Raw genomic sequence first — 19049 nt, forward strand, 5'->3', positions numbered from 1 at the left:
CCTTCCATCAGGCGGTCCAGGAGGTCTTTATCAATGCTCATGCGGGGGCTCCTCTTCGAGCAATTTATCACCACACCGCACAAAATTCAGGATAGTCCCGCTGGAGGATTTCTACGACCATTCCTATCCGTGGAACCTGGTTGCGGGCTACCTTGCCGGGCGGCATGAAACCCGGCGCGTGACCGACATGGCGCGGCGGATGAACCATCAACCGGTGCGCTTCACCACCCCGCCCGACCGCAATCCCCCGCATGTCGTCGTGCTGGTGATTGGCGAAAGCGCGCGGCGCGACCACCTGCACATGTATGGCTACCACGTGCCCGACACCCCGGAGATGGAGCGCGAGGACGGGCTCCTGCGCTTTGGCGACATGGTGACGCCATTCGATTACACGGTGGGCGCGGTGCCGGTCATCCTGTCGCAGTTCGACCGCGTGCTGGCGTCACGCATCACGCAGCACGACCTGATTTCCCTGTTCAACGCCGCCGGGTATGACACGTGGTGGATCAGCAACCATCCCCGCCTTGGCCCGTATGACAGCGTGATCGGCGCCTATTCCGAACAGGCGCGCCACGTCGTCTATACCACCGTGCATGGCGGGATGATGAGCCGTCCGAAACTGGACGAAGCCCTGCTGCCCGAGGTCGCGCATGCCCTGCAGGGTGCGCACGGCAACACCTTCATCGTCGTGCATGTGTTCGGCAGCCATGAATTCGTGGCCGACCGCTTCCCCCGCGCCTATGCCCGCTTCGGGTCGGATTATGACAACAGCATCGCCTATACCGACCATGTGCTGGCGCAGGTTACCGACATGCTGCGTGCGCTGCCGGGGGACAACATGCTGTTCCACGTCGCCGACCACGGGGTCCGCGTCAGCGAATGCACCGCCGGGCATACGCAGCATGGCGACCTGAAGCAGTCCTATGCCGTGCCGTTCCTGATGTGGCTCTCCCCCTCATGGATCGCCCATCACCAGGCGCAGTACGACACCGTGCGCACGCACCTCGACGCGCCGCTGATGACATGGAACCTGCCCGACAGCATCGCCGATGCCGCGGGGCTTCACCTTGCCGATGGGGACGCCACGAAATCCGTGTTCTCCCCCCTGCTCGCCCGACCGCACCGCGTGGTCCATGGCGACGGGGACAACATCAATGTGGATTATGACCACAGCCATAACACGGCCGAATGCCATATCATGCCGGACTGACCCGCGATGTACCGGGGGCTTTGCCCCCGCACCCCCACCAAAGGGCATTGCCCTTTGGAAACCATGACTTTTACACGAATCAGGGTGCAGGGATCGCGATCCTTGCCGGGTCCGGAGCAAGCCGCCCGGGTGTCGCGTGCGCCGACGGCCTCAGGGGCGTTGCTCCGAACCCCTGAAACCATGACTTCTGGATGTCTGGCATCAGTGCTGCTGCGCCGCCTCGGGATGGTGGCGCACATAGGCGTCATAGCGACGCTGGTCCACGCAGAAGGCGAGGTTCTTGTACAACTGGATATGGCGCTGCGCAGTGACCTGCTGCTGGCAGGTGACCCTGTCGGCGTCCTTGTATTCGTCCCACACACCGCGCAGGACGGCGGCCTTCTCCTTTTCGGCGGAGACGCAGGCATATTTCACCTCGTCACCGAACTCGTTGGTGCAGTCGGCGTCGATGTCATATTCGGGGAAGGCCGGGCTTGCGGCCGGCAGGTGGACCGCAGGGTCGATATACAGGGAATCCAGCATCGCCTCCGACACCGCATGGGCGGGCGATACCCCCGCAACCAGCGTGGCGGCCACAACCGAAAGCACCGCCACAACGCCACCTGTCTTCTTCATGTCCGCAATCCTTTTACGCACATCCGGCCTGCCACCGTGCAGGTCCGTCGTGGCGCGCACTGTGATGGAGTTGCAGGGAATTGAAAAGCCCAAAATCCACCGCCGCGCCCGTCGCCGCATGCCCGCCCGTGCCCGTCATGGCCGCGTCACGCGGGCGTGACGCCGGGGTGGTGGCGATAATCCCCCCACACGCACAGGTTGCTGCTGGACAGGGGCGCGCAATGCCGCAATGATGATGCCCCATCACCCCCGACAGGTCATGGCCGCGCCCCCGGACCATCGGCCTGCATGCCGCCTGTAGAGGGATCGACCGCATGACCGCCCCCACGCCCCCATCCCCCACGCCATCGCGCACGCCCCGGCCCATCCGCATCGCGATCATCGGCACTGGCACCATCGCCAACACGCAGCATGTGCCGGTCATCCGCGCGCACCGGGGATTTACGCTGGTCGCGGGCGTCAATCCCGTGCCGGTGACATGGTGGGCGGCCGCGACGGAGGGGACGAAGATGTTTTCGTCGATGTCCACCCTGATCCAGTCGGGGCTGGAGGTCGATGCGGTCGCGATCTGCACGCCGCCTGCCACCCATTACGCGCTGGCGGCGCAGGCGCTGGCGGCGGGGTGGCATGTGCTGCTGGAAAAACCGCCCACGCCCATCCTGTCGCAGGCGATGGACCTGCACCGCCTGGCGCGCAACGCACGGCGCACGCTGATGACGTCGTGGCACGCGGCATGCGCCCCGGCCATCGCCCCGGTGCGGCAGATCCTGTCGGCCAACGGCATGCGCGCAATGCGCATCACATGGCGCGAAAGCGTGCAGAAATGGCACCCCGGCGCCAACTGGTTCTGGAAACCCGGCGGGCATGGCGTGTTCGACGCGGGCATCAACGCCCTGTCGATCGCCTGCGCGGTGATGGAGGAACCGCTGTTCGTGCGCGACGCGCTCATTGACATCCCCGCAGGGGCCGCCACCCCCTGTACCGCGCAGGTACAGTGGACCACGCCCACCCTGTCATCGGGGCTGGAGGGGGTATTCGACTGGACCCATCGCGGGACGGAGGTCTGGGACATCGCATGGACGCTGTACAATGGCCGCAGGCTGGTCCTGTCCCATGGCGGCGGGGGGCTGTCGCTGGACGGGGTGGGCATCACCCTGCATGGCACGCATGAATATGAATGTGTCTACAGCCGGTTTGAAACGCTGGTCCATGCCGGCGCGTGCGAGATCGAATACCGTCCCGTCGCCTTGGTGGAGGACATCCTGTCCACCGGGCAGCGCCGTCCCGCCGACATGGCGGTCAAGATCCCGCCCGATCCCACCCCCTGAACCCATACCCTGAAACGCAGCCATAACACCGCGCGATGGAGGCCCTGCATCACGGGGGATGCCATGCGGGGTGATTGTGGTCTATAACCCCGTGCGTGCGATACCCAACAGGCAGGACGGGCGGCAATTCAGGTGACATGGGTGACATGGGGCGAGTATCAGGCGCTCGTCCAGCTTTCGGCCGGGATGAACATGGCGATCCTGAGCTTCGTGGACATCAGCCTTCCGGCCATAAAGGAACGCCGCCGCGTCTTTGAAAAGGCCCAGCAGGAGCTGGAGCGCCACAAGAAGACCACGCGCCACAACGACCCCGACGCGCAGGACGCCCACAACCGCAGCATCAGCGAGATGGACCAGAAGATGTACCTGCTGTGGAAGGAGGCCGCCGCCTTCAGCAGCGAGGAGGACTCGCTCCTCAAATCCACCGGTGTCATGGGCGTGACGGGATCGGTCGTCAGCCTCGTGCTGCTGTGGTATTCGGCGCAGCATTACAACGACCCGATCTCCCTTCTGGGCAAGATCCTGATCGGGCTGTCGTTCGGTTCCCTGCTGGGCGCGTTCATCATCAATTTCATGACCGCGTCGCAGGCCGGGATGCTGACGCGCAAATGCAACGACATCCGCAGCGAAATGCACGACCTGCTGTAAAAGCGCGCGCGGCATGCATCCCCATGGCTTAGCCCCCGCGCCGTGGACGTGGTATCGCCATGTCCGCCGCGTGGCGCGCACCGCCGCCACCCGATCACACCACCGCCACAAAAGGGCATACGCACATGAACGCAACCGAAATCCGCACCCGTTTCAACGCGGCGCTGGACAACATCCTGTCCGATGACGAAGTCCCCGCCGATGCCCGCACCCTGCCGCAGGCCCTGTCGCAGGCGCTGATCGAGTACCGCCTGTCGGCCGCAAAGCCGGGGCAGGACCTGACGCCCGCCGACATCACCGTGTCCGACATCAAGGAGATCGACCGCCTGAAGGCCGGCGACGACGCCACCGCCGCGACCCTGCGCAAGATTACCGAAGGTGCGGACGACCGCGCCCTGCGCCTCGCTTTCCTGTACTACTGCCAGGCCATCACGCGTATGGCTGCCTGATCCCTGACATGTGACGCAGTCGGGGCATGGAACACCCGGGCGCCGCCCGGACCCGGCAGGGATCGCGATCCCTGCACCCTGATCCGCTTAAAAGTCATGGTTTCCAAAGGGCAATGCCCTTTGGTGGGGGTTCGGGGGCAAAGCCCCTGACGCAGTCGGCGCACGCGACACCCGGGCTCTGCCCGGACCCGGCAGGGATCGCGATCCCTGCACCCTGATCCGTCTAAAAGTCTTGGTTTCCAAAGGGCAATGCCCTTTGGTGGGGGTTCGGGGGCAAAGCCCCTGACGCAGTCGGCGCACGCGACACCCGGGCGGCTTGCTCCGGACCCGGCAGGGATCGCGATCCCTGCACCCTGATCCGTTTAAAAGTCATGGTTTCCAAAGGGTAATACCCTTTGGTGGGGGTTCGGGGGCAAAGCCCCTGAGGCTCCCTCCCCATCAGAAACAGATGCTACGGCCAGCAGAATATCACCGTGTCGCCGCGTGCCGCCTCCACTATGGGCGTTTTCCCCATGCCGCGCCACCGCGCCTTGCACGGGTGCGGGGGTTGGTCCTTAATATCGGGCATCCATGGGGGGCAGGACGGCCTGCCGGATGACGGGACATGGGGCGGATGAAGGATATTGGGTGCATGCTGCGGCTATCGCGTAAATTTTCGGGACCACTGCTGGGGCTTGCCATTGTGGCGGGGATTTCCACCGTGGCGCAGGCGCAGCAGGCACAGACCCGGTTCGGCGCCATCGCCGTCAGCAACGACAAAATCACATGGCGCGGCCATACCCTCCATCCCGTCCTTGCGGGCAACAGTGGCCTGATGCTGTCGCAGCCCATCCCGATGGGCAACAGCGACATCGTGCTGGTACAGAGCATCGGTGGCTCCCTGTGTCCAGCGACAGTGGCCATCGTGCAGGTGGGCCAGAAAAAGGAACACCACACCAATTTCTTTGGCACCTGTTCGGACCTTGTCCAGACGAAGGTCGTGGGCGACACGCTGGAGATTCGCATGCCCTCCATGCACCAGAAGGGCGTGCAACGCACCTATACCTATCACGAGGGGCAGGTCAGCAAGGACGGCGTGCTGCTGAATTCCTCATGCGCCAAAGGCGTTTGCGAGAATTACTTTGGCGATGAGTAAGGTCGCCACCATGTTTGTAACATAAAGTCACAGGCCGTTACATAGCCACACATTGCCAGACATGCGACAAGGCCGGGTCATCATGAACGGAGAAGATCATGAACAAGCTCGTGCCGCTGTTTGGCGGTATGGTGCTGCTGGCGGGATGTGCCGCCAGCCCCGATAGCGTCCGGCCCACCTATATTCCCGACACTGCCTATTCCAGCCTGAACTGCCAGCAGTTGGGCGAGGCGGAACTGAAGGAAGGCGACGTGCTGCAGACCCTGACGGACAAGCAGCACCGCGCCCGCAAGACCGACACATGGGGGGTCCTGATGGTGGGACTGCCGCTGTCGGAAATGACCGGCAGCGACGTCAAGGGCCTGCTGGCCCGTGAAAAGGGCAAGATGGAGGCCCTGCACCGCGTCCAGATCGCCAAGGGATGCGCAGGCACCAGCGGCATGAACGACATGGGCCAGCCCGCCACGAACACCCCCACCGGCGGGACGGCGAATACCGGCGCCAACAGCTATATCGGCGGCACGGGCAGCAGCAGCACATATGGCAGCGGCGCCTATGACACCGGCATTTCCGCGCGCGACAACACGCCCGGCCTTGGCCCCAGCGGCATGATGAACGACCCCGGCGGCATCGGCACCACCACAACCCCGGCCGCCGACCTGCCGGGTGCTGCGGACTTCCGCCACTGACCCTTTCGCAGGGGCGCTGCCCCTGCACCCCGCCAAAGGGTATTACCCTTTGGAAACTAGAACTTTTAAAACGGATCAGGGTGCAGGGATCGTGATCCCTGCCGGGGCCGGAGCAAGCCACCCGGGTATTCCGTGTGCCGACCATTTCAGTGGCTTTGCCACCGAACCCCCACCAAAGGGCATTGCCCTTTGGAAACCATGACTTTGATAAACAGATTCAGGGTGCAGGGATCGCGATCCCTGCCGGGTCCGGGCGGCGCCCGGGTGTTTCACGCACCTGCGGCCTCGCCGCCCCTATACATTTCGTGACATTTTCGCCATCCCGTTGCGAAGCGTTCTCATTTATGGATAATGACGGGACACCATCCATCGGGGATGGGAACAGCGAGGGCGGGCCCTGGTGAAGATGTGTGATATTTCGGTATTTTTCCGCCCGGGGGCACACACCTGATGCCGCGCATCACGGTGCGGCGGGTGCATGGATGGTCGGCCCTGATCGCGGCCCCGAGCCTGCTGTTTTTCGCGCTGACGGGCATTTTCCAGATCTTCGGGTTTCACGAATCCCATAACGGGTACGTTCCCGTCCCGATCATCGAAAAACTGGGCGAACTGCACAAGAAACAGGCCTTCCGCGCGAAACCGCCACGTCCCGGCCCCCCGCGCCCCGCAGGGGACAGCGGGCCGCCACGGCCACGGCCGCCCGAATCCACGCCCGTGCCGACATTGCTGCTGCGCTGGTTCTTCGCCCTTGTATCCGCCAGCCTCATCGTCTCCACCGTGCTGGGCGTGTGGATCGGCCTGACGCAGACGCGGCAGAAGAAACTGCATTACGGCCTGCTGGCGGTGGGAACGCTGATCCCGGTCGTGCTGGCGATGCTGTAGCCGCCAACGCCTAGCGCCAGGGATAGCCGTCGGGGTCATCATCCGGATCGCTGGAAAGCAGGTCTTCTTCCCCTTCCGGATCCTCGCCGCCTTCATTGTCCCACGTTTCCACGTCCTCGTCGTCCTCATCCTCCTCCTCCCCGTCATGTTCGGGCAGTTTCAGCGGCGCGGGCACGTCATTTTCCTCCCCCGGGCCGGGGGCGGTGGGATCGTGGTCTTCCGGATGCGGGTCGGGCGGGGCCTCCGGCTGGATGCCAAGGCCGGGTCCGGGACGCGATGGCAGTGATGCTGGGCACATGAATGTTGTCCTCAACCTCTGTGCTGCCCCAAACCGGCGGGACGGGGCAAAGTTCCCGCACGCCCCCCGAGCGTGCGCATCATGGACCGGTCGGACAACATCCGCCCGTCCCCGCGATATGGCCGGGCGCGATATGGCAGGGAACTTCGCAACGGATGTGGGGTTATCGCCCCACGATGTCGCCACGCTGCCCCCGGCCATGACCCCGGTCACGATATTGTGGCGATGCCCCCTTCCCGAAGGTCCGAACAATGAACAACATCCTTCTCGTCGTCATCGTCATCCTGCTGATCGGGGCCCTGCCGACATGGCCATACAGCGCGGGATGGGGCTATTACCACTCGGGTGCGCTGGGACTTGTGGTGCTTGTTCTGGTGGTGCTGATGATCATGGGACGAATATGACGCCACACGCGCGCCCGTAAGGCGCAGGGTGGATGACGACAGGCGGCCGTGCCTTCCGTGCCGCCTGTTTTCATGTACGGCGCATGGCGGTGGACCCTGTCGCATGCCGCCTCCGCCGCTTCGTGGCGGGTGACGCCCCGCAATGCCATGCGCGCCTGTACTGAACGGGACAATGCGCGACCGCGCGCGTCATGGGACCGGCACCATGGCGCGAAACCCCGCCCCCATACATGCCCGTCATGCCGCAGGGCACGCCGCATTGGCAGACCCGGAAATCTGCGGGGGGATTTTCTTTCCATGCGGGCATATTGAACCACATGACGTTCCGTTACGTCGTGCATGATGCAATGCCGGATGCGAATCGGTTATGATCGCGCCATATCCCGCGCACGCCACAGCAGGAGGAACACGGCCCGTCATGCATGCACTGCCGCCCATGCCACCGCACATCACCCTGCGCGTCGGCGCGGCCCTGCCCGCCCCCGTGTCACTGCCGCACGGGCATGTCGAATTCGTCATTGGCGACGTGCATGGCGAACGCGCGCACCTGCATGCGCTGTGGCAGTACTGCGCACGGCATTTCCCCACCGCGACGTGCACCTCGCTTGGCGATGTGATCGACCGGGGACCGGACAGCATCGGCTGCCTGATGGATGTGCTGCAATATGCGCGCGCGGGGCGGCTTGCGGGCACGGACATCACCTTTCACGCACTGCCGGGCAATCATGAACAGATGCTGTTCGCGCCGATCTTCAACGCGGAATATCCCGACATCTTCGTCGCCGGGGGCGGGGACTGGCTGACGCCATGGCTGCATCCGCATGGGGATCGGCGCCGCGCGCTGCTGGAGGCCGCGATCGCGGCGGGATTTGCGCCGGACGTGGCGCGATCCGTGCTGGATCATGGTATCGCCCGGTGGAAACCCGGCGCGGATGGCCGCCCGCCCATCGCCACGTTCCGCACCATTGGTTCGCTTCTGATGCTGCATGCGGGGATCAACCCCACCGTGGCCGATCCCGTGGCCTGGGCGCGGCGCTACAACCCGCTTCATGCCCATGACGACGACAATCCCCTGTGGATACGGGAGGAATTCTACACCGCCCCCAACCCGTGGCCGGGCGGGTGGTTCGTGGCGCACGGCCACACGTTCGAACACCGCATTCCCACCACGCCGGACGGCGCCAGCAAGCCGCCGGGCGACCTGCGGCCCGAAGGGTACAGGCTGGGTCTGGATGCGGGGTCGAGCGCGACCGGCATCGTCGCCGCCGCCGCGATCCGCAACGGCACGGTACAGGTCATCACCGCGCATGAAACGTGGGACGTGCCGGAGGATGTGTGAAATAACCGTTTGAAAACCACAAAAAGCCCCGGTCGCCGCCTTATTTCTGAAGGCGGCGTTCCCCGAGGCTTTTTCGATCCGAAGCCCCGTCAGAAACTTCCTTGTGATTCTCCGGTCGGGCTATGCGCCCGTGGGGACGGCGCAGCCACATTCGTGACGCGCCACGTCCTCCACCACTGCTTTCACGGCTGTCTGCGATGGCCATTCCCGCAGGACCGGACGGCCCGTACGGTCCCATGCATGCAGCAATGTCTGCTTCCACTCATCACGGATTTCGCGTGGAATCTGGCGGATCGAGCGTTTCATGGCGTAACCTCCGTCATGCAGGGGCAACGTAATCCCCACAGGCACATAACATATCGCAATCATGGCCTGTGGAATGTGGATTTTTCATGAATTCGCCCCATCCCCGATCATAAGAATGTCAACCGCGGCCCCTACATGCCGGGGCCGCCCGCACTGCCGGGACCGGCGCCGGACTGCTGCGGGGAACCGCCCACGCCCCCCACGCCGTTGGGATAGCTGGAACCACCCGGCGGGGGCGCATGCCGCCCGCCACAGGCCGCAAGCCCGGCACAGACCGCAAGAAGACAGGCAAGACGCATCGTGGCGTGTCGCATCGGACACTCCCTGTTCAGAATGACCAGAAGTTCGGGGATTCGCGGGACGGCGCCCTATTTCTGCGGCGTGCCGTTGCTGCTGACGCCGGGGCCGCCGCCATCATCCGACCCGCCGCCACCGGGCTTTGGCTTGTCACACGCCGACAGCGCGCCAAGCAGGACGACAGCGGTGGTGATTTTCATGATGCGTCCCAAAGGCGCCTCCCATGTGATCCGTGTTGACGACATGGCCCGTATTGAACGGACCGTGTTGACATGGGTTATCCCATCCATACGGTGTCAACAGACCGCGCGGCGATGAGTTGCCTGCGAAAACCGGCCTCTTTTGACCCATGGACATGACCAGGGACGTGAAATGACTGAAAAATCCGCGAAATTCTCCGGCAAGGTGGCACTCCTGACCGGGGCGGGGGGCAATATCGGCCTGGCCTGCGCGCACCGTCTGGCCCGCTCTGGCGCGGCGGTGGCGCTGCTCGACATGAATGCGCAGGCGTTGCAGGCGGCGGAAAAGGCCGTGGCCGCGCATGGGGTGAAGGCGCGTTCGTATGTGTGCGACGTCACCGACATCGCGGCGGTGCGCGATACGGTGGCGGCGGTCGTGGCGGAATTCGGGGCCATCGACTTCCTGTTCAACAATGCCGGATACCAGGGGGCGTTCGCGCCGGTGCAGGAGTACCCCGAGGACGACTTCGCCCGGGTCATGGACATCAACGTGCGTGGCGCGTTCCATGTCCTGCGCACGGTGTCGCAGCACATGGTCGCGCGCAAATTCGGCCGCATCGTCAATACCGCCAGCATGGCGGGCGTGCAGGGACCGCCGAACATGGCGGCCTATGGCGCGTCGAAATTCGCGATCATCGGCCTGACGGAGGCGGCGTCGAAGGACCTTGCGCCGTACAACATCCGCGTCAACGCCATCAGCCCCGCCTTCATGGGGCCAGGCATGATGTGGGACCGGCAGGTGGAACTGCAGGCGAAGGTCGGCAGCCAGTATTTCTCCACCGACCCCAAGGAAGTGGCGAAGCAGATGATCGGCAGCGTGCCGATGCGCCGCTATGGCAATATCGAGGAAATCCCCGGCGTGGTCGAATTCCTGCTGGGCGAGGATTCAAGCTACATGACCGGCGTAAACCTGCCGATCGCGGGCGGCATCCTGTAAAACGGACAAAAGCCTTGAGGAACGCCGCCTTTTTCAAAAAAGGCGGCATCCGAAGACTTCGGTTCCCTTGAAAAACCGGCCTGTCACGTTTTTCCGCCATACCAAACCCGTCCGTTTCCCAGGCGTTGGCATCGGCACGACCATGACAAGGGAAAACGGGACAGGTGATGCGACGCTTTTCATTCCGGGGGACAATCCTGCTTGGCGGCCTGCTGCTTGCCACGGCGCCGGGCGCATGGTCGCGCGAACATACCCGCCAGCAGCAGGCCCGCGCGTGCCAGGGCGATGCGCTGCGCCTGTGCGCGACCTCCATCCCCGATGAAAAACGCATCACCGCGTGCATGCAGCGCAAGATCGATCGCCTGTCGCCACGCTGCCGGGCGATGTTCAACCCGCCGGGCACCGACGCCCCCGGCGGCGTGACGCAGGCCATGCCGCCCGTCGCGGCACGCCCGCCGGACGGGCAAAGCTGAACGCAACCCGGCGGCAGGCGGCGCGTTTTCGATGTTCCCCCAGCAGGAGCCTCCTTCATGACACGAACACGCACGATGACAGTCCTGATGCTGTCGCTGACGCTGGCCTGTACCGGCCTGTCCGGGTGCAAGCGCCATCACGAGACAGCGGGCGAGAAGCTGGATAAATTCGGCAACAAGGTGCAGGACACATTCGACCCGCCCAAGGGCCCGGCGGAAAAGGCGGGACGCAGCATCGACCGCGCCACGGGCAACTGAAGGCAAACATGGCCGGAAACTTCCCGGAAACTTCTAGGATCCACGCGCGCGGGGGCCCGTAACCGCCCGCGCGCCCATGCCCACCAGCGCCAGCAGCGCCGCCAGCATCATGAACGCCACCGACAGGCTGCTGTACTGCGCGACCATCCCGATCAGCGCGGGACCGACCAGGATCCCGGCATAGCCCATGATCGTGACCCCCGACACGGCGGCGGCGACGGGCATGACACGCTGCCGCCCCATCGCGCCATACAGGACCGGCACGATATTGGCGCATCCCGCCCCCATCAGCGCCAGCCCGCCAAACGCCACCCACGGGGCCGCCACCATCACGACCAGCGCCAGCCCCGTCGCCGCACAGGCCGCGCCCATGCCGATCACCCACGCATCGCCCATGCGCCGTACGATGGCGTCCCCCGACAGGCGGCCCGCGACCATCATGGCGCAGAACGCCACATACCCCGCCCCCGCCCGCGCGGGCGGCAGGTGCCGTGCGGTGGACAGGAAAACGGCGCTCCAGTCCAGCACCGCCCCCTCGACCAGGAACGCGACACAGCACATCGCCCCCGCCAGCAGCACGACCCCGTGCGGCAGGACCAGGCGGCGCGCCCCCGCCTGCCGCGGGGGTGGGGATATCGCGTCCTGCGGGCCAAGCAGGCCGCCCGCCGCCAGCGCGGTCGTCCCCCCGACACAGGCCACGACGGCGGCGGAAATGGCGGCGGGCGACAGTCCCAGGCCCAAGCCACCACTGGCCCCCGCGGCGCCAAGCAGCGTGCCGACGCTGAACATGCCGTGGAATCCCGACATCATGGGCCGCGCGCTTTCATGTTCCACCGCGACGGCCTGCACGTTGATGACGCAGTCCATCGCCCCCATCGCCGCACCGAACAGCAGCAGGCACGCCGCCAGCGTCGCGGCGGTGGAGGCCAGCGCAAGCCCCGGCAGCATCAGGCACAGCAGCGCGCACGCCACCAGCAGCACCCGCCTGCACCCCACGCGCGCAAGCAGGCGCGCCGCCAGCGGCATCCCCACCACCGACCCCAGCCCAAGGCACAGCAGCAGCAGGCCCAGCCCCCCCGACGACAGGCCCGCCCGCGCCCGTGCGAACGGAACCAGCGGCCCCCACGCCGCCAGCGCAAAGCCGACCACAAGGAACACCAGTCGCGTCGCCACCTGCCGCCGCCGCAGGCCACCGGACGGTCCACCGGGGGCGCCGCGCCGGTCGTCGGGCAAATATCCGCCATATTCCACTGGCATGTCGGCAGGGTTCCTTGTTCACGGCGCCGGATACGGACGTCAGGGCAGGCCGGCACGCAGGCGCGATCCCGGCGAACAGGGATAGGGGATTGTGCGCGAAACCGGCAACCCTGCGCGCCACCATCCGTTGCCCCTGTGCTTCTACTGGGTCCATGACGGACCATGGGAGAAAGATCATCATGACGACATTCCACACCCTTCCCACCCCCACGCAGGTCCCTGCGCGGGGGCGGGACACCCGCGCCACTCCCGCGCAGGCCGGCAGCGTGCGTTCAGCCCTGCGCCCGGCCATACGTCCACTGGCGCTCATGCTGTGCCTTGTCTCCCTGGCGGGATGCTATGGCGGGCGGGACTGGCACCACCACCACCGCCGCGACGGGTATTACGGCGGGGGATATTATGGCGGGCGCGGTGGGCCGGGCGGCGGATATGGCCATGGCCCCGGCGGTGGACGCGGATGGTAGGTTCCCCCCCGGTGACGGGCGCGATGGCAGGCGGGAGGTTGTCATATGGCCGCCCCCACGCCACCATGCGCGCCACCACAGATCCGGGGAGCCTGATACAGGATGAAAGAACAGATCATACAGGGTGTGATTTCCATCGCCGTGGCGCTGACGTTCCTTGTGGTGTTGCAGATGGTCATGCGCTGAACGGTGTGGCGCGCCAGCATGCGGCCGCGCCGTCCGCGCAGGTGGGCCGGATGCGCGACATTCCCTGCGGTCATGGACGGCGGGACAGGGCACGACGCGCGATCTTGCCGTGATCTTTCCACACTCCTGCCGCAATGGCCCTGTGATATGTCACCCGGCAGACCCGTTAGTGGAGAATGCAGGATGAAAAAAACGATACTTGGCGCGCTGGCGCTGATGGTGGGTCTGGCCCCCGCCCTGGCGGTGGCGCGGCCGATGCCGCCGGGTTACCACCATGGTCCGCGTTACGAACGCCGTGGCTGGCGCGGGCCGCCGCCACGCATCTGGCACAGGCCGCCGGTATGGGGCGGCTATTACGGGCCGCCGCCGCCGCCGCCTCCGCCGCCGGTCTATCCCTACTGGTAAGCGGGCAGGCCCCGGCATGGGAAATCCCCGTCCGGGGCCGGGCATGCAGGCATGCGTCCATGCGCCGGTGCCCATGCGCCAGTAACGGGGCCGCATGCCATGTGTAACCGGCGACATATTTCATGACATGTCCGCCATGAATACCGACCATCATTTCCTGTCGGGAAATTAACCTTCAATCAATACATGGGACACCATGATAAAGGGTGCGTTATTTTTTCGCATCCATGCAACCCGACGCCAGCCATGGCGTTGACCCCGTATGGCCGATCGCGACGATCACGCCAGCAGACGTGTCCACACCCCCCGGGGTGCGGGCACGAACCCAAGGAAATCAGGAACCATCATCATGGGTGAATTTACCGACAAGCTGAAGGGCACGACCGACAAGGCCGTGGGCTCCATCAAGGAAACCGTCGGCAAGGCCACGGGCAACGAGGATCTCGAAGCCCGGGGCATGGCCCAGAAGCTGAAGGGACAGGCCGAAAAGGCCGTCGGTAGCGTCAAGGGCACGATCAACAAGATCTGACCCCCCTGCGACCGGAGGAGACGGAGCCTCAATTCCGTCCCCCCTGCCGTTCCTCCCCACCGCCCTTCAGGCGCGCAGGGGAGGAACACAGCCCCGGCCCCCGGGGGCGCAGACGACCACTTCGCGCATGCCATGGCCCCCATGGCGTGCGTTTTTTATGTACGCACCCACACCCCTGTTTCGCCAGAAGTCATGGTTTCCAAAGGGCAATGCCCTTTGGTGGGGGTTCGGGGGCAACGCCCCTGAGGCACAGACGCCGTCACACCACCCCACGCCCCCGCACAGGTTCCAGCGCCGCATCCCGCCCCTCCAGCCACCGCCCGTCACGCGCCACCCGTCCGGCGGCGGCGTCAAGCGCGCAGTTCACGACGATGCGCCCGCCCCCCGGTGGCACCACGCTTTCCAGGCGCAGCGTATCGGGGCCGCTCATGACATCGAATGTACCGATCGGCCCATTGGCCTGGCGCAGCCACGCCGTCGCCGCCCCCTGCCCCGGCAGCAGGCGCACATCGGCCGCCCGCACCAGAAGCTCTGCCGGGCCGTCCCCGCCATTGACCGCGACGGGACGCATGTCCGGCAGGTCCGCGATGAACGCGCCATTCGCCACCCGTCCGGGCAGGCGGGTCACGTCATGCATGAACTCCATGGCGAACGGGGTGGCCGGCGCGTCGTGCAACTGCTGCGGGGTGCCGGCCTGCACGATGCGGCCGTCGCGCATCAGGGCGATGGTGTCGGCAAGTTCGCTGGCCTCGTGCCGGTCATGGGTGACAAGGATGGTCGTAAGCCCCAGCCGGTCATGCAGTTCACGCAGCCAGCCACGGATACTGCGCCGCACCAGCGGGTCCAGCGCGCCGAACGGTTCATCCAGCAGCAGCACGCGCGGCCCCGTCGCCAGCGCGCGCGCCAGTGCGACACGCTGGCGCTGCCCGCCCGACAGTTCGTGCGGATACCGCCCGCCCATGCCCGGCAGGTGCATCAGCTCCAGCAGTTCCTCCACCCGTGCGGCGATCCGCGCACGATCGGGGCGGATGCGGCGCGGGCGGATGGACAGGCCGAACGCGATGTTGCGCGCCACCGTCATGTGGTCGAACAGGGCATAGTTCTGGAACACGAAGCCGATATTGCGCGACCGCGCCTCCAGCATGTCCACGCGCTGCCCATTAAGCAGCACGCGCCCCCCGTCATGCGGGTCCAGCCCGGCAATGATGCGCAGAAGCGACGTCTTGCCCGCGCCCGACGGGCCAAGCAGCGCGGTAAAGCTGCCCTCCGCCACGTCCAGCGACACGTCATCGACGATCGGGCGTCCCCCCACCCGGCGCGTCAGGTTTTCAAGGCGTACGCTCATGCGGCATCCCCCATCGACACGGCGGCGCGTTCCACAAGGCCCCGCACCGCGACCACCGCCATCGCCATGAGCGCAAGCAGCGCCGCCATCGCAAAGGCCGCGACCGTCTGGTATCCGTTATACAGTGTCTCGATATGCAGCGGCATCGTTTCCGTCAGGCCGGGAATATGGCCCGATACCACCGACACCGCGCCGAATTCGCCCATCGCCCGCGCCGTGGTCATCAGCACCCCCGACACCAGCGCCGCGCGCGCACCGGGCAGCGTGACATGCCACAGCACCCGCCACATCCCCGCCCCCAGCGTCACGGCCGCTTCCTCCTGCGCGCGGCCCATATGGCGCAGCATCGGCATCATCGTGCGCGTGACATAGGGGAAGGTGACAAACAGCGTCGCCAGCAGGATGCCCGGCGGCGCGAACATGACGGGATAGCCCCAGCGTTCCAGCGCCGCCCCCCACCATCCCTGCGTGCCGAACACCAGAAGCCACACAAGCCCCCCCACCACGGGAGAGACGCTGAGCGGCAGTTCCACCAGCACGATGACCAGCCCGCGCCCCGGAAACGAAAACCGCGCCAGCGTCCACGCCGCCATCACGCCGAAAAAGCTGTTGATCGCCACCGCCAGCGCGGTGATGACCATCGTCAGCCGGATGGCCGACAGCGCATCGGGATCACACAGGGCGTCCCACGCCGGGCGCAGCCCATGCGACAGGGCGGCGGCGAACACCATCACCGGCGGCAGCAGCACCATGATCCCCACCAGCGCCCAGACAAGGGCGGCGAACGCCCACCGCCCGGCGCGGTCCGTCATATCCGCCCTCATGCCGCGCCCCCGCCACCGCCACGCCCGACATGGTGGCGCAGCCATGCAATCAGACCCAGCGACACCATCGCGATCCCCACCAGAACCAGCCCGATCAGGCTGGCCCCCTGCGTGTCATATTCCTGCAGGCGGATGACAATCAGCAGCGGGGCGATTTCGGTATGGAACGGCTGGTTCCCCGCAATGAAGATGACCGAGCCATATTCCCCGACGCCGCGTGCGAACGCCATGGCGAACGATGTCAGCAGCGCGGGATACAGCGCGGGCATCACCACGCTGGCCACCACCTGCGCGCGCGTCGCGCCAAGGGTGCGGGCCACTTCCTCCGCCTCCGGCGGGAGGGCACGCAGCACGGGGGCGATCGTGCGCACCACGAACGGCAGCCCCACGAACATCAGCGCGACAATGATGCCCGCCGGCGTGAACGCCACCTTCACCCCCACACGGGCCAGCGGCGCGCCGATCCAGCCATGCGGGCCATACAGCGTCGCCATCGTGATGCCCACCACGGCGGTCGGCAGCGCAAACGGCAGTTCCACCAGCGCGTCGATCACGCGCCATCCCGGCACCCGCGCGCGCACCAGTCCCCATGCGATCACCACGCCCGCCACCACATCGAGCGCCGCCGCCACCAGGGCACAGACGAAGCTGACCCGCAGGGCCGCCCCCATCCGCCCGTCATGCAGCAGGTGGCCGAAGGCGGCGATCCCGCTGCCGAATCCCTCCGCCCATGGCCGCGCCAGCAGCGCCACCAGCGGCAGGACCACCAGCGCGCCCAGCCACACGAATGTCAGCGACAGCCCGACACCCATGCCCGGCAGGCCCTGCCGCCGCCCGCGCCACGCGAACAGGCCCCCCGCCGTCACGTCACGGCCGGGTGTCATCGGGCATAGATGCCGTCAAAGACGCCGCCATCGGCGAAATGCGTCTTCTGCACCTGCGTCCAGCCGCCAAGGGCTGCGATGTCGAACGTCCGGGTATCGGCAAAGGTCGCGCGGTTTTCGGCAAGGATGGACGGCGTGACGGGGCGGAAATAATGTTTCGCCCCGATCCGCTGCCCCGCATCGGTGAACAGGAAATCGAGATAGGCGCGCGCAATTTCCAGCGTGCCATGCGCCTTCGCATTGCGCTCCACCACCGCGACGGGCGGTTCGGCAAGGATCGTCAGCGGCGGCACGACAATGTCGAACTGGTCCGGCCCGATGTCGCGCGCGGCCATCAGGGCCTCGTCCTCCCACGCCAGCAGGACGTCGCCGGTCCCGCGCTGCACGAAGCTGTTGGTCGCGCCCCGCGCGCCGGTATCAAGCACCGGGACGTGGGAAAACAGCGCCCGCAGGTACGCCCGCGCCGTGTCCGGCGTGCCGCCCGGCTGGCGCAGCGCCCAGCCCCATGCCGCGAGGTAGTTCCACCGCGCGCCGCCCGATGTCTTGGGGTTGGGGGTGATGACCTGCACCCCGTCGCGGATCAGGTCGGGCCAGTCATGAATCGCTTTCGGGTTGCCCTTGCGCACCAGAAAGACGATCGTACTGGTGAACGGGGTCGAATTGTGCGGCAGCAGCCCCTGCCAGTTGGCGGGCAGCAGCCCGGTCGCCGCCAGCATGTCGATGTCATAGGCCAGGCCAAGCGTCACCACGTCGGCGGGCGCGCCCTCCTGCACCGAACGGGCCTGCGCGCCGGATCCCCCGTGGGAGGTCCGCACCATCACCGCAGCCCCCCCATGCGTGCGCGCCCATTGCGCGGCAAAGGTGCGATCGACCTCCTGGTACAGTTCGCGGGTCGGGTCATAGGACACGTTCAGCAGCGTCGTCGCCGCCCACGCCGCGCGCGGACGCCCCGCCAGCAGCGCGGCACAGCCCAGCCCGGCCTGAAGGAAACCACGGCGGTTCGAAAGGAATGATGGCTTCATGGAACAGGTCTTCCCCGGCGGCGTCACGCATGACGGACATCCCCCCGCAGACAGCCGCACGGCATGGCGGCCGGACGGGGGATAATTAAACCATTCAAGATCGTTTAATACTCTAGGTCACGCCCGCGAAACCTGTCAATAATCATCTTCCATGGACGTGTTTCGCGGCAATTAACGATTCACATGTGTTTTATATGTCACCATAGGCAGGACGAGAGTTTTATTTTTTATCTGATATTTCATGCAATTACGATCATACATGCGCGCCATGCGCCCTGCCGCCGCCAATATGCACATGTGAAGTGTCACTTTTCATATTTAACTTTGTTGACCGTATTATAAAATCACATTACGGATATGGACCAGATTGCATCCCCCGTTTCCTCCCTCCCTTCTCACCGAGATGGTCTTCCCATGACATCCTTGCCAAGGTCAGCCACAGCAGGCGCGATGCCCTCCCGCTTCGCCTCCGTCATCATACGGAATGCGCGCTGCCTGCGTGCCGCGCCGCTGGCGGGGTCGGCGGCCCTTGCGCTTGCGCTGCCATGGGGGGGCGTGGCCACCACGCGCGCGCAGGCCGCCACCACACCGGGACACAGCACACCCGACGCGGCGCATCCTACACT

Annotated in this window: 27 protein-coding genes; 15 read left to right on the forward strand and 12 right to left on the reverse strand. The window is 65.9% G+C overall.

Features of this window, described 5'->3' with window-relative positions; genetic code table 11:
- A partial coding sequence (locus tag CFR72_RS11045) for a phosphoethanolamine transferase (RefSeq protein ID WP_208630023.1) occupies window positions 1-1210 on the forward strand: 1210 nt, incomplete at its 5' end.
- Window positions 1211-1411: 201 nt separating this feature from the next.
- Here the strand turns inward: CFR72_RS11045 and CFR72_RS11050 are convergent.
- Window positions 1412-1825, reverse strand: a complete 414-nt coding sequence (locus tag CFR72_RS11050; protein WP_110914004.1) for a hypothetical protein — start codon at window positions 1823-1825, stop codon at window positions 1412-1414.
- Between the two features lie 13 nt (window positions 1826-1838).
- Window positions 1839-2141 carry a hypothetical protein gene (locus CFR72_RS11055; RefSeq protein ID WP_146220708.1) on the reverse strand — a complete coding sequence of 101 codons (303 nt, stop codon included), beginning with the start codon at window positions 2139-2141 and terminating at the stop codon, window positions 1839-1841.
- Between CFR72_RS11055 and CFR72_RS11060 the strand changes: the two genes are divergently transcribed.
- The 6 genes from CFR72_RS11060 to CFR72_RS11085 all read left to right on the forward strand — a co-directional run bounded on the left by CFR72_RS11060 (window position 2140) and on the right by CFR72_RS11085 (window position 6956).
- The gene (locus CFR72_RS11060; RefSeq protein WP_110914006.1) at window positions 2140-3153 is read left to right on the forward strand and encodes a Gfo/Idh/MocA family protein; all 1014 of its coding nucleotides are present in this window, start codon (window positions 2140-2142) and stop codon (window positions 3151-3153) included. The two genes, CFR72_RS11055 and CFR72_RS11060, sit on opposite strands and share 2 nt — an antisense overlap.
- Window positions 3154-3294: 141 nt before the next feature.
- Window positions 3295-3801, forward strand: a complete 507-nt coding sequence (locus CFR72_RS11065) for a hypothetical protein (RefSeq protein ID WP_110914040.1) — start codon at window positions 3295-3297, stop codon at window positions 3799-3801.
- A 125-nt stretch (window positions 3802-3926) separates the two neighbouring features.
- Window positions 3927-4250, forward strand: a complete 324-nt coding sequence (locus CFR72_RS11070) for a hypothetical protein (RefSeq protein ID WP_146220709.1) — start codon at window positions 3927-3929, stop codon at window positions 4248-4250.
- Between the two features lie 631 nt (window positions 4251-4881).
- Entirely contained in the window at window positions 4882-5385 is a 504-nt protein-coding gene (locus tag CFR72_RS11075) for a hypothetical protein (RefSeq protein ID WP_146220710.1), read from the forward strand.
- A 98-nt stretch (window positions 5386-5483) separates the two neighbouring features.
- Window positions 5484-6074 carry a hypothetical protein gene (locus CFR72_RS18070; RefSeq protein WP_233044357.1) on the forward strand — a complete coding sequence of 197 codons (591 nt, stop codon included), beginning with the start codon at window positions 5484-5486 and terminating at the stop codon, window positions 6072-6074.
- A 450-nt stretch (window positions 6075-6524) separates the two neighbouring features.
- On the forward strand, window positions 6525-6956 hold the full coding sequence (locus tag CFR72_RS11085) for a hypothetical protein (RefSeq protein ID WP_110914009.1): 432 nt from the start codon (window positions 6525-6527) through the stop codon (window positions 6954-6956).
- A gap of 10 nt (window positions 6957-6966) precedes the next feature.
- Here CFR72_RS11085 and CFR72_RS11090 read toward each other — a convergent pair whose 3' ends face one another.
- A complete protein-coding gene (locus CFR72_RS11090) occupies window positions 6967-7254 on the reverse strand; it encodes a hypothetical protein (RefSeq protein ID WP_110914010.1) in 288 nt (95 codons plus the stop codon).
- A gap of 251 nt (window positions 7255-7505) precedes the next feature.
- Between CFR72_RS11090 and CFR72_RS11095 the strand changes: the two genes are divergently transcribed.
- Together CFR72_RS11095 and CFR72_RS11100 are read left to right on the forward strand one after the other, a co-directional pair.
- Window positions 7506-7658, forward strand: coding sequence for a DUF3309 family protein (locus tag CFR72_RS11095; protein WP_110914011.1), 153 nt, complete (start codon window positions 7506-7508; stop codon window positions 7656-7658).
- A gap of 418 nt (window positions 7659-8076) precedes the next feature.
- On the forward strand, window positions 8077-8997 hold the full coding sequence (locus tag CFR72_RS11100; RefSeq protein ID WP_167400357.1) for a metallophosphoesterase: 921 nt from the start codon (window positions 8077-8079) through the stop codon (window positions 8995-8997).
- Window positions 8998-9117: 120 nt separating this feature from the next.
- On the opposite strand, the gene CFR72_RS11105 is transcribed toward CFR72_RS11100, so the two are convergent.
- The 3 genes from CFR72_RS11105 to CFR72_RS18310 all read right to left on the reverse strand — a co-directional run bounded on the left by CFR72_RS11105 (window position 9118) and on the right by CFR72_RS18310 (window position 9800).
- Window positions 9118-9303, reverse strand: a complete 186-nt coding sequence (locus CFR72_RS11105; protein WP_146220711.1) for a hypothetical protein — start codon at window positions 9301-9303, stop codon at window positions 9118-9120.
- Between the two features lie 131 nt (window positions 9304-9434).
- Entirely contained in the window at window positions 9435-9617 is a 183-nt protein-coding gene (locus CFR72_RS11110; RefSeq protein ID WP_110914014.1) for a hypothetical protein, read from the reverse strand.
- A 54-nt stretch (window positions 9618-9671) separates the two neighbouring features.
- Window positions 9672-9800: a hypothetical protein gene (locus CFR72_RS18310; RefSeq protein ID WP_261310160.1), complete on the reverse strand. Its 129-nt coding sequence runs from the start codon at window positions 9798-9800 to the stop codon at window positions 9672-9674.
- A 172-nt stretch (window positions 9801-9972) separates the two neighbouring features.
- Between CFR72_RS18310 and CFR72_RS11115 the strand changes: the two genes are divergently transcribed.
- The 3 genes from CFR72_RS11115 (at window position 9973) to CFR72_RS11125 (ending at window position 11507) form a co-directional block, all read left to right on the forward strand.
- Entirely contained in the window at window positions 9973-10776 is an 804-nt protein-coding gene (locus CFR72_RS11115) for an SDR family NAD(P)-dependent oxidoreductase (RefSeq protein ID WP_110914015.1), read from the forward strand.
- Window positions 10777-10943: 167 nt separating this feature from the next.
- Window positions 10944-11249: a hypothetical protein gene (locus CFR72_RS11120; RefSeq protein ID WP_244182262.1), complete on the forward strand. Its 306-nt coding sequence runs from the start codon at window positions 10944-10946 to the stop codon at window positions 11247-11249.
- 57 nt (window positions 11250-11306) lie between these two features.
- A complete protein-coding gene (locus tag CFR72_RS11125) occupies window positions 11307-11507 on the forward strand; it encodes a hypothetical protein (protein ID WP_227744461.1) in 201 nt (66 codons plus the stop codon).
- A 33-nt stretch (window positions 11508-11540) separates the two neighbouring features.
- On the opposite strand, the gene CFR72_RS11130 is transcribed toward CFR72_RS11125, so the two are convergent.
- Window positions 11541-12764 carry an MFS transporter gene (locus CFR72_RS11130; RefSeq protein WP_110914017.1) on the reverse strand — a complete coding sequence of 408 codons (1224 nt, stop codon included), beginning with the start codon at window positions 12762-12764 and terminating at the stop codon, window positions 11541-11543.
- A gap of 179 nt (window positions 12765-12943) precedes the next feature.
- Here CFR72_RS11130 and CFR72_RS11135 point away from each other — a divergent pair, with 179 nt between their 5' ends.
- Window positions 12944-13228 carry a hypothetical protein gene (locus CFR72_RS11135; protein WP_110914018.1) on the forward strand — a complete coding sequence of 95 codons (285 nt, stop codon included), beginning with the start codon at window positions 12944-12946 and terminating at the stop codon, window positions 13226-13228.
- Window positions 13229-13269: 41 nt separating this feature from the next.
- On the opposite strand, the gene CFR72_RS17230 is transcribed toward CFR72_RS11135, so the two are convergent.
- Window positions 13270-13488 (reverse strand): hypothetical protein, encoded by a 219-nt coding sequence (locus CFR72_RS17230; RefSeq protein ID WP_146220712.1) that lies wholly within the window; start codon window positions 13486-13488, stop codon window positions 13270-13272.
- Between the two features lie 109 nt (window positions 13489-13597).
- On the opposite strand from CFR72_RS17230, the gene CFR72_RS11140 reads away from it, so the two are divergent.
- Window positions 13598-13819 (forward strand): hypothetical protein, encoded by a 222-nt coding sequence (locus tag CFR72_RS11140; RefSeq protein ID WP_110914019.1) that lies wholly within the window; start codon window positions 13598-13600, stop codon window positions 13817-13819.
- Between the two features lie 349 nt (window positions 13820-14168).
- On the forward strand, window positions 14169-14348 hold the full coding sequence (locus tag CFR72_RS11145) for a CsbD family protein (protein WP_110914020.1): 180 nt from the start codon (window positions 14169-14171) through the stop codon (window positions 14346-14348).
- Between the two features lie 259 nt (window positions 14349-14607).
- On the opposite strand, the gene CFR72_RS11150 is transcribed toward CFR72_RS11145, so the two are convergent.
- From CFR72_RS11150 to CFR72_RS11165, 4 genes are read right to left on the reverse strand one after another with little or no spacing between them, the layout of a single operon-like run.
- Complete coding sequence (locus CFR72_RS11150) at window positions 14608-15693, reverse strand: sulfate/molybdate ABC transporter ATP-binding protein (protein WP_110914021.1); 1086 nt, start codon at window positions 15691-15693, stop codon at window positions 14608-14610.
- Window positions 15690-16505, reverse strand: coding sequence for a sulfate ABC transporter permease (locus tag CFR72_RS11155; protein ID WP_110914042.1), 816 nt, complete (start codon window positions 16503-16505; stop codon window positions 15690-15692). Before CFR72_RS11155 ends, CFR72_RS11150 begins: the two co-directional genes overlap by 4 nt.
- A gap of 8 nt (window positions 16506-16513) precedes the next feature.
- On the reverse strand, window positions 16514-17401 hold the full coding sequence (gene cysT, locus CFR72_RS11160) for a sulfate ABC transporter permease subunit CysT (RefSeq protein ID WP_110914022.1): 888 nt from the start codon (window positions 17399-17401) through the stop codon (window positions 16514-16516).
- Window positions 17398-18423 (reverse strand): sulfate ABC transporter substrate-binding protein, encoded by a 1026-nt coding sequence (locus CFR72_RS11165; RefSeq protein WP_110914023.1) that lies wholly within the window; start codon window positions 18421-18423, stop codon window positions 17398-17400. Before CFR72_RS11165 ends, cysT begins: the two co-directional genes overlap by 4 nt.
- Window positions 18424-19049 lie beyond the last annotated feature (626 nt).

Origin of the sequence: Gluconacetobacter entanii, assembly GCF_003206495.1 — a bacterium.
In the GTDB taxonomy this organism is placed as follows: Bacteria; Pseudomonadota; Alphaproteobacteria; order Acetobacterales; family Acetobacteraceae; genus Novacetimonas; species Novacetimonas entanii.

What these genes read in the sequence shown, in the direction of transcription:
- CFR72_RS11090 (WP_110914010.1), bottom strand. Translation starts at nt 7,254, where the DNA reads ATGTGCCCAGCATCACTGCCATCGCGTCCCGGACCCGGCCTTGGCATC.
- CFR72_RS11120 (WP_244182262.1), top strand. Translation starts at nt 10,944, where the DNA reads ATGCGACGCTTTTCATTCCGGGGGACAATCCTGCTTGGCGGCCTGCTG.
- CFR72_RS11140 (WP_110914019.1), top strand. Translation starts at nt 13,598, where the DNA reads ATGAAAAAAACGATACTTGGCGCGCTGGCGCTGATGGTGGGTCTGGCC.
- CFR72_RS11070 (WP_146220709.1), top strand. Translation starts at nt 3,927, where the DNA reads ATGAACGCAACCGAAATCCGCACCCGTTTCAACGCGGCGCTGGACAAC.
- CFR72_RS11105 (WP_146220711.1), bottom strand. Translation starts at nt 9,303, where the DNA reads ATGAAACGCTCGATCCGCCAGATTCCACGCGAAATCCGTGATGAGTGG.
- CFR72_RS11165 (WP_110914023.1), bottom strand. Translation starts at nt 18,423, where the DNA reads ATGAAGCCATCATTCCTTTCGAACCGCCGTGGTTTCCTTCAGGCCGGG.
- CFR72_RS11155 (WP_110914042.1), bottom strand. Translation starts at nt 16,505, where the DNA reads ATGACGGACCGCGCCGGGCGGTGGGCGTTCGCCGCCCTTGTCTGGGCG.
- CFR72_RS11110 (WP_110914014.1), bottom strand. Translation starts at nt 9,617, where the DNA reads ATGCGACACGCCACGATGCGTCTTGCCTGTCTTCTTGCGGTCTGTGCC.
- CFR72_RS11085 (WP_110914009.1), top strand. Translation starts at nt 6,525, where the DNA reads ATGCCGCGCATCACGGTGCGGCGGGTGCATGGATGGTCGGCCCTGATC.
- CFR72_RS11125 (WP_227744461.1), top strand. Translation starts at nt 11,307, where the DNA reads ATGACACGAACACGCACGATGACAGTCCTGATGCTGTCGCTGACGCTG.
- CFR72_RS18070 (WP_233044357.1), top strand. Translation starts at nt 5,484, where the DNA reads ATGAACAAGCTCGTGCCGCTGTTTGGCGGTATGGTGCTGCTGGCGGGA.
- CFR72_RS11115 (WP_110914015.1), top strand. Translation starts at nt 9,973, where the DNA reads ATGACTGAAAAATCCGCGAAATTCTCCGGCAAGGTGGCACTCCTGACC.
- CFR72_RS11055 (WP_146220708.1), bottom strand. Translation starts at nt 2,141, where the DNA reads ATGCGGTCGATCCCTCTACAGGCGGCATGCAGGCCGATGGTCCGGGGG.
- CFR72_RS11145 (WP_110914020.1), top strand. Translation starts at nt 14,169, where the DNA reads ATGGGTGAATTTACCGACAAGCTGAAGGGCACGACCGACAAGGCCGTG.
- CFR72_RS11050 (WP_110914004.1), bottom strand. Translation starts at nt 1,825, where the DNA reads ATGAAGAAGACAGGTGGCGTTGTGGCGGTGCTTTCGGTTGTGGCCGCC.
- CFR72_RS11150 (WP_110914021.1), bottom strand. Translation starts at nt 15,693, where the DNA reads ATGAGCGTACGCCTTGAAAACCTGACGCGCCGGGTGGGGGGACGCCCG.
- CFR72_RS11130 (WP_110914017.1), bottom strand. Translation starts at nt 12,764, where the DNA reads ATGCCAGTGGAATATGGCGGATATTTGCCCGACGACCGGCGCGGCGCC.
- CFR72_RS11095 (WP_110914011.1), top strand. Translation starts at nt 7,506, where the DNA reads ATGAACAACATCCTTCTCGTCGTCATCGTCATCCTGCTGATCGGGGCC.
- CFR72_RS11075 (WP_146220710.1), top strand. Translation starts at nt 4,882, where the DNA reads ATGCTGCGGCTATCGCGTAAATTTTCGGGACCACTGCTGGGGCTTGCC.
- CFR72_RS11135 (WP_110914018.1), top strand. Translation starts at nt 12,944, where the DNA reads ATGACGACATTCCACACCCTTCCCACCCCCACGCAGGTCCCTGCGCGG.
- CFR72_RS11100 (WP_167400357.1), top strand. Translation starts at nt 8,077, where the DNA reads ATGCATGCACTGCCGCCCATGCCACCGCACATCACCCTGCGCGTCGGC.
- CFR72_RS18310 (WP_261310160.1), bottom strand. Translation starts at nt 9,800, where the DNA reads ATGAAAATCACCACCGCTGTCGTCCTGCTTGGCGCGCTGTCGGCGTGT.
- CFR72_RS17230 (WP_146220712.1), bottom strand. Translation starts at nt 13,488, where the DNA reads ATGACCGCAGGGAATGTCGCGCATCCGGCCCACCTGCGCGGACGGCGC.
- cysT (WP_110914022.1), bottom strand. Translation starts at nt 17,401, where the DNA reads ATGACACCCGGCCGTGACGTGACGGCGGGGGGCCTGTTCGCGTGGCGC.
- CFR72_RS11060 (WP_110914006.1), top strand. Translation starts at nt 2,140, where the DNA reads ATGACCGCCCCCACGCCCCCATCCCCCACGCCATCGCGCACGCCCCGG.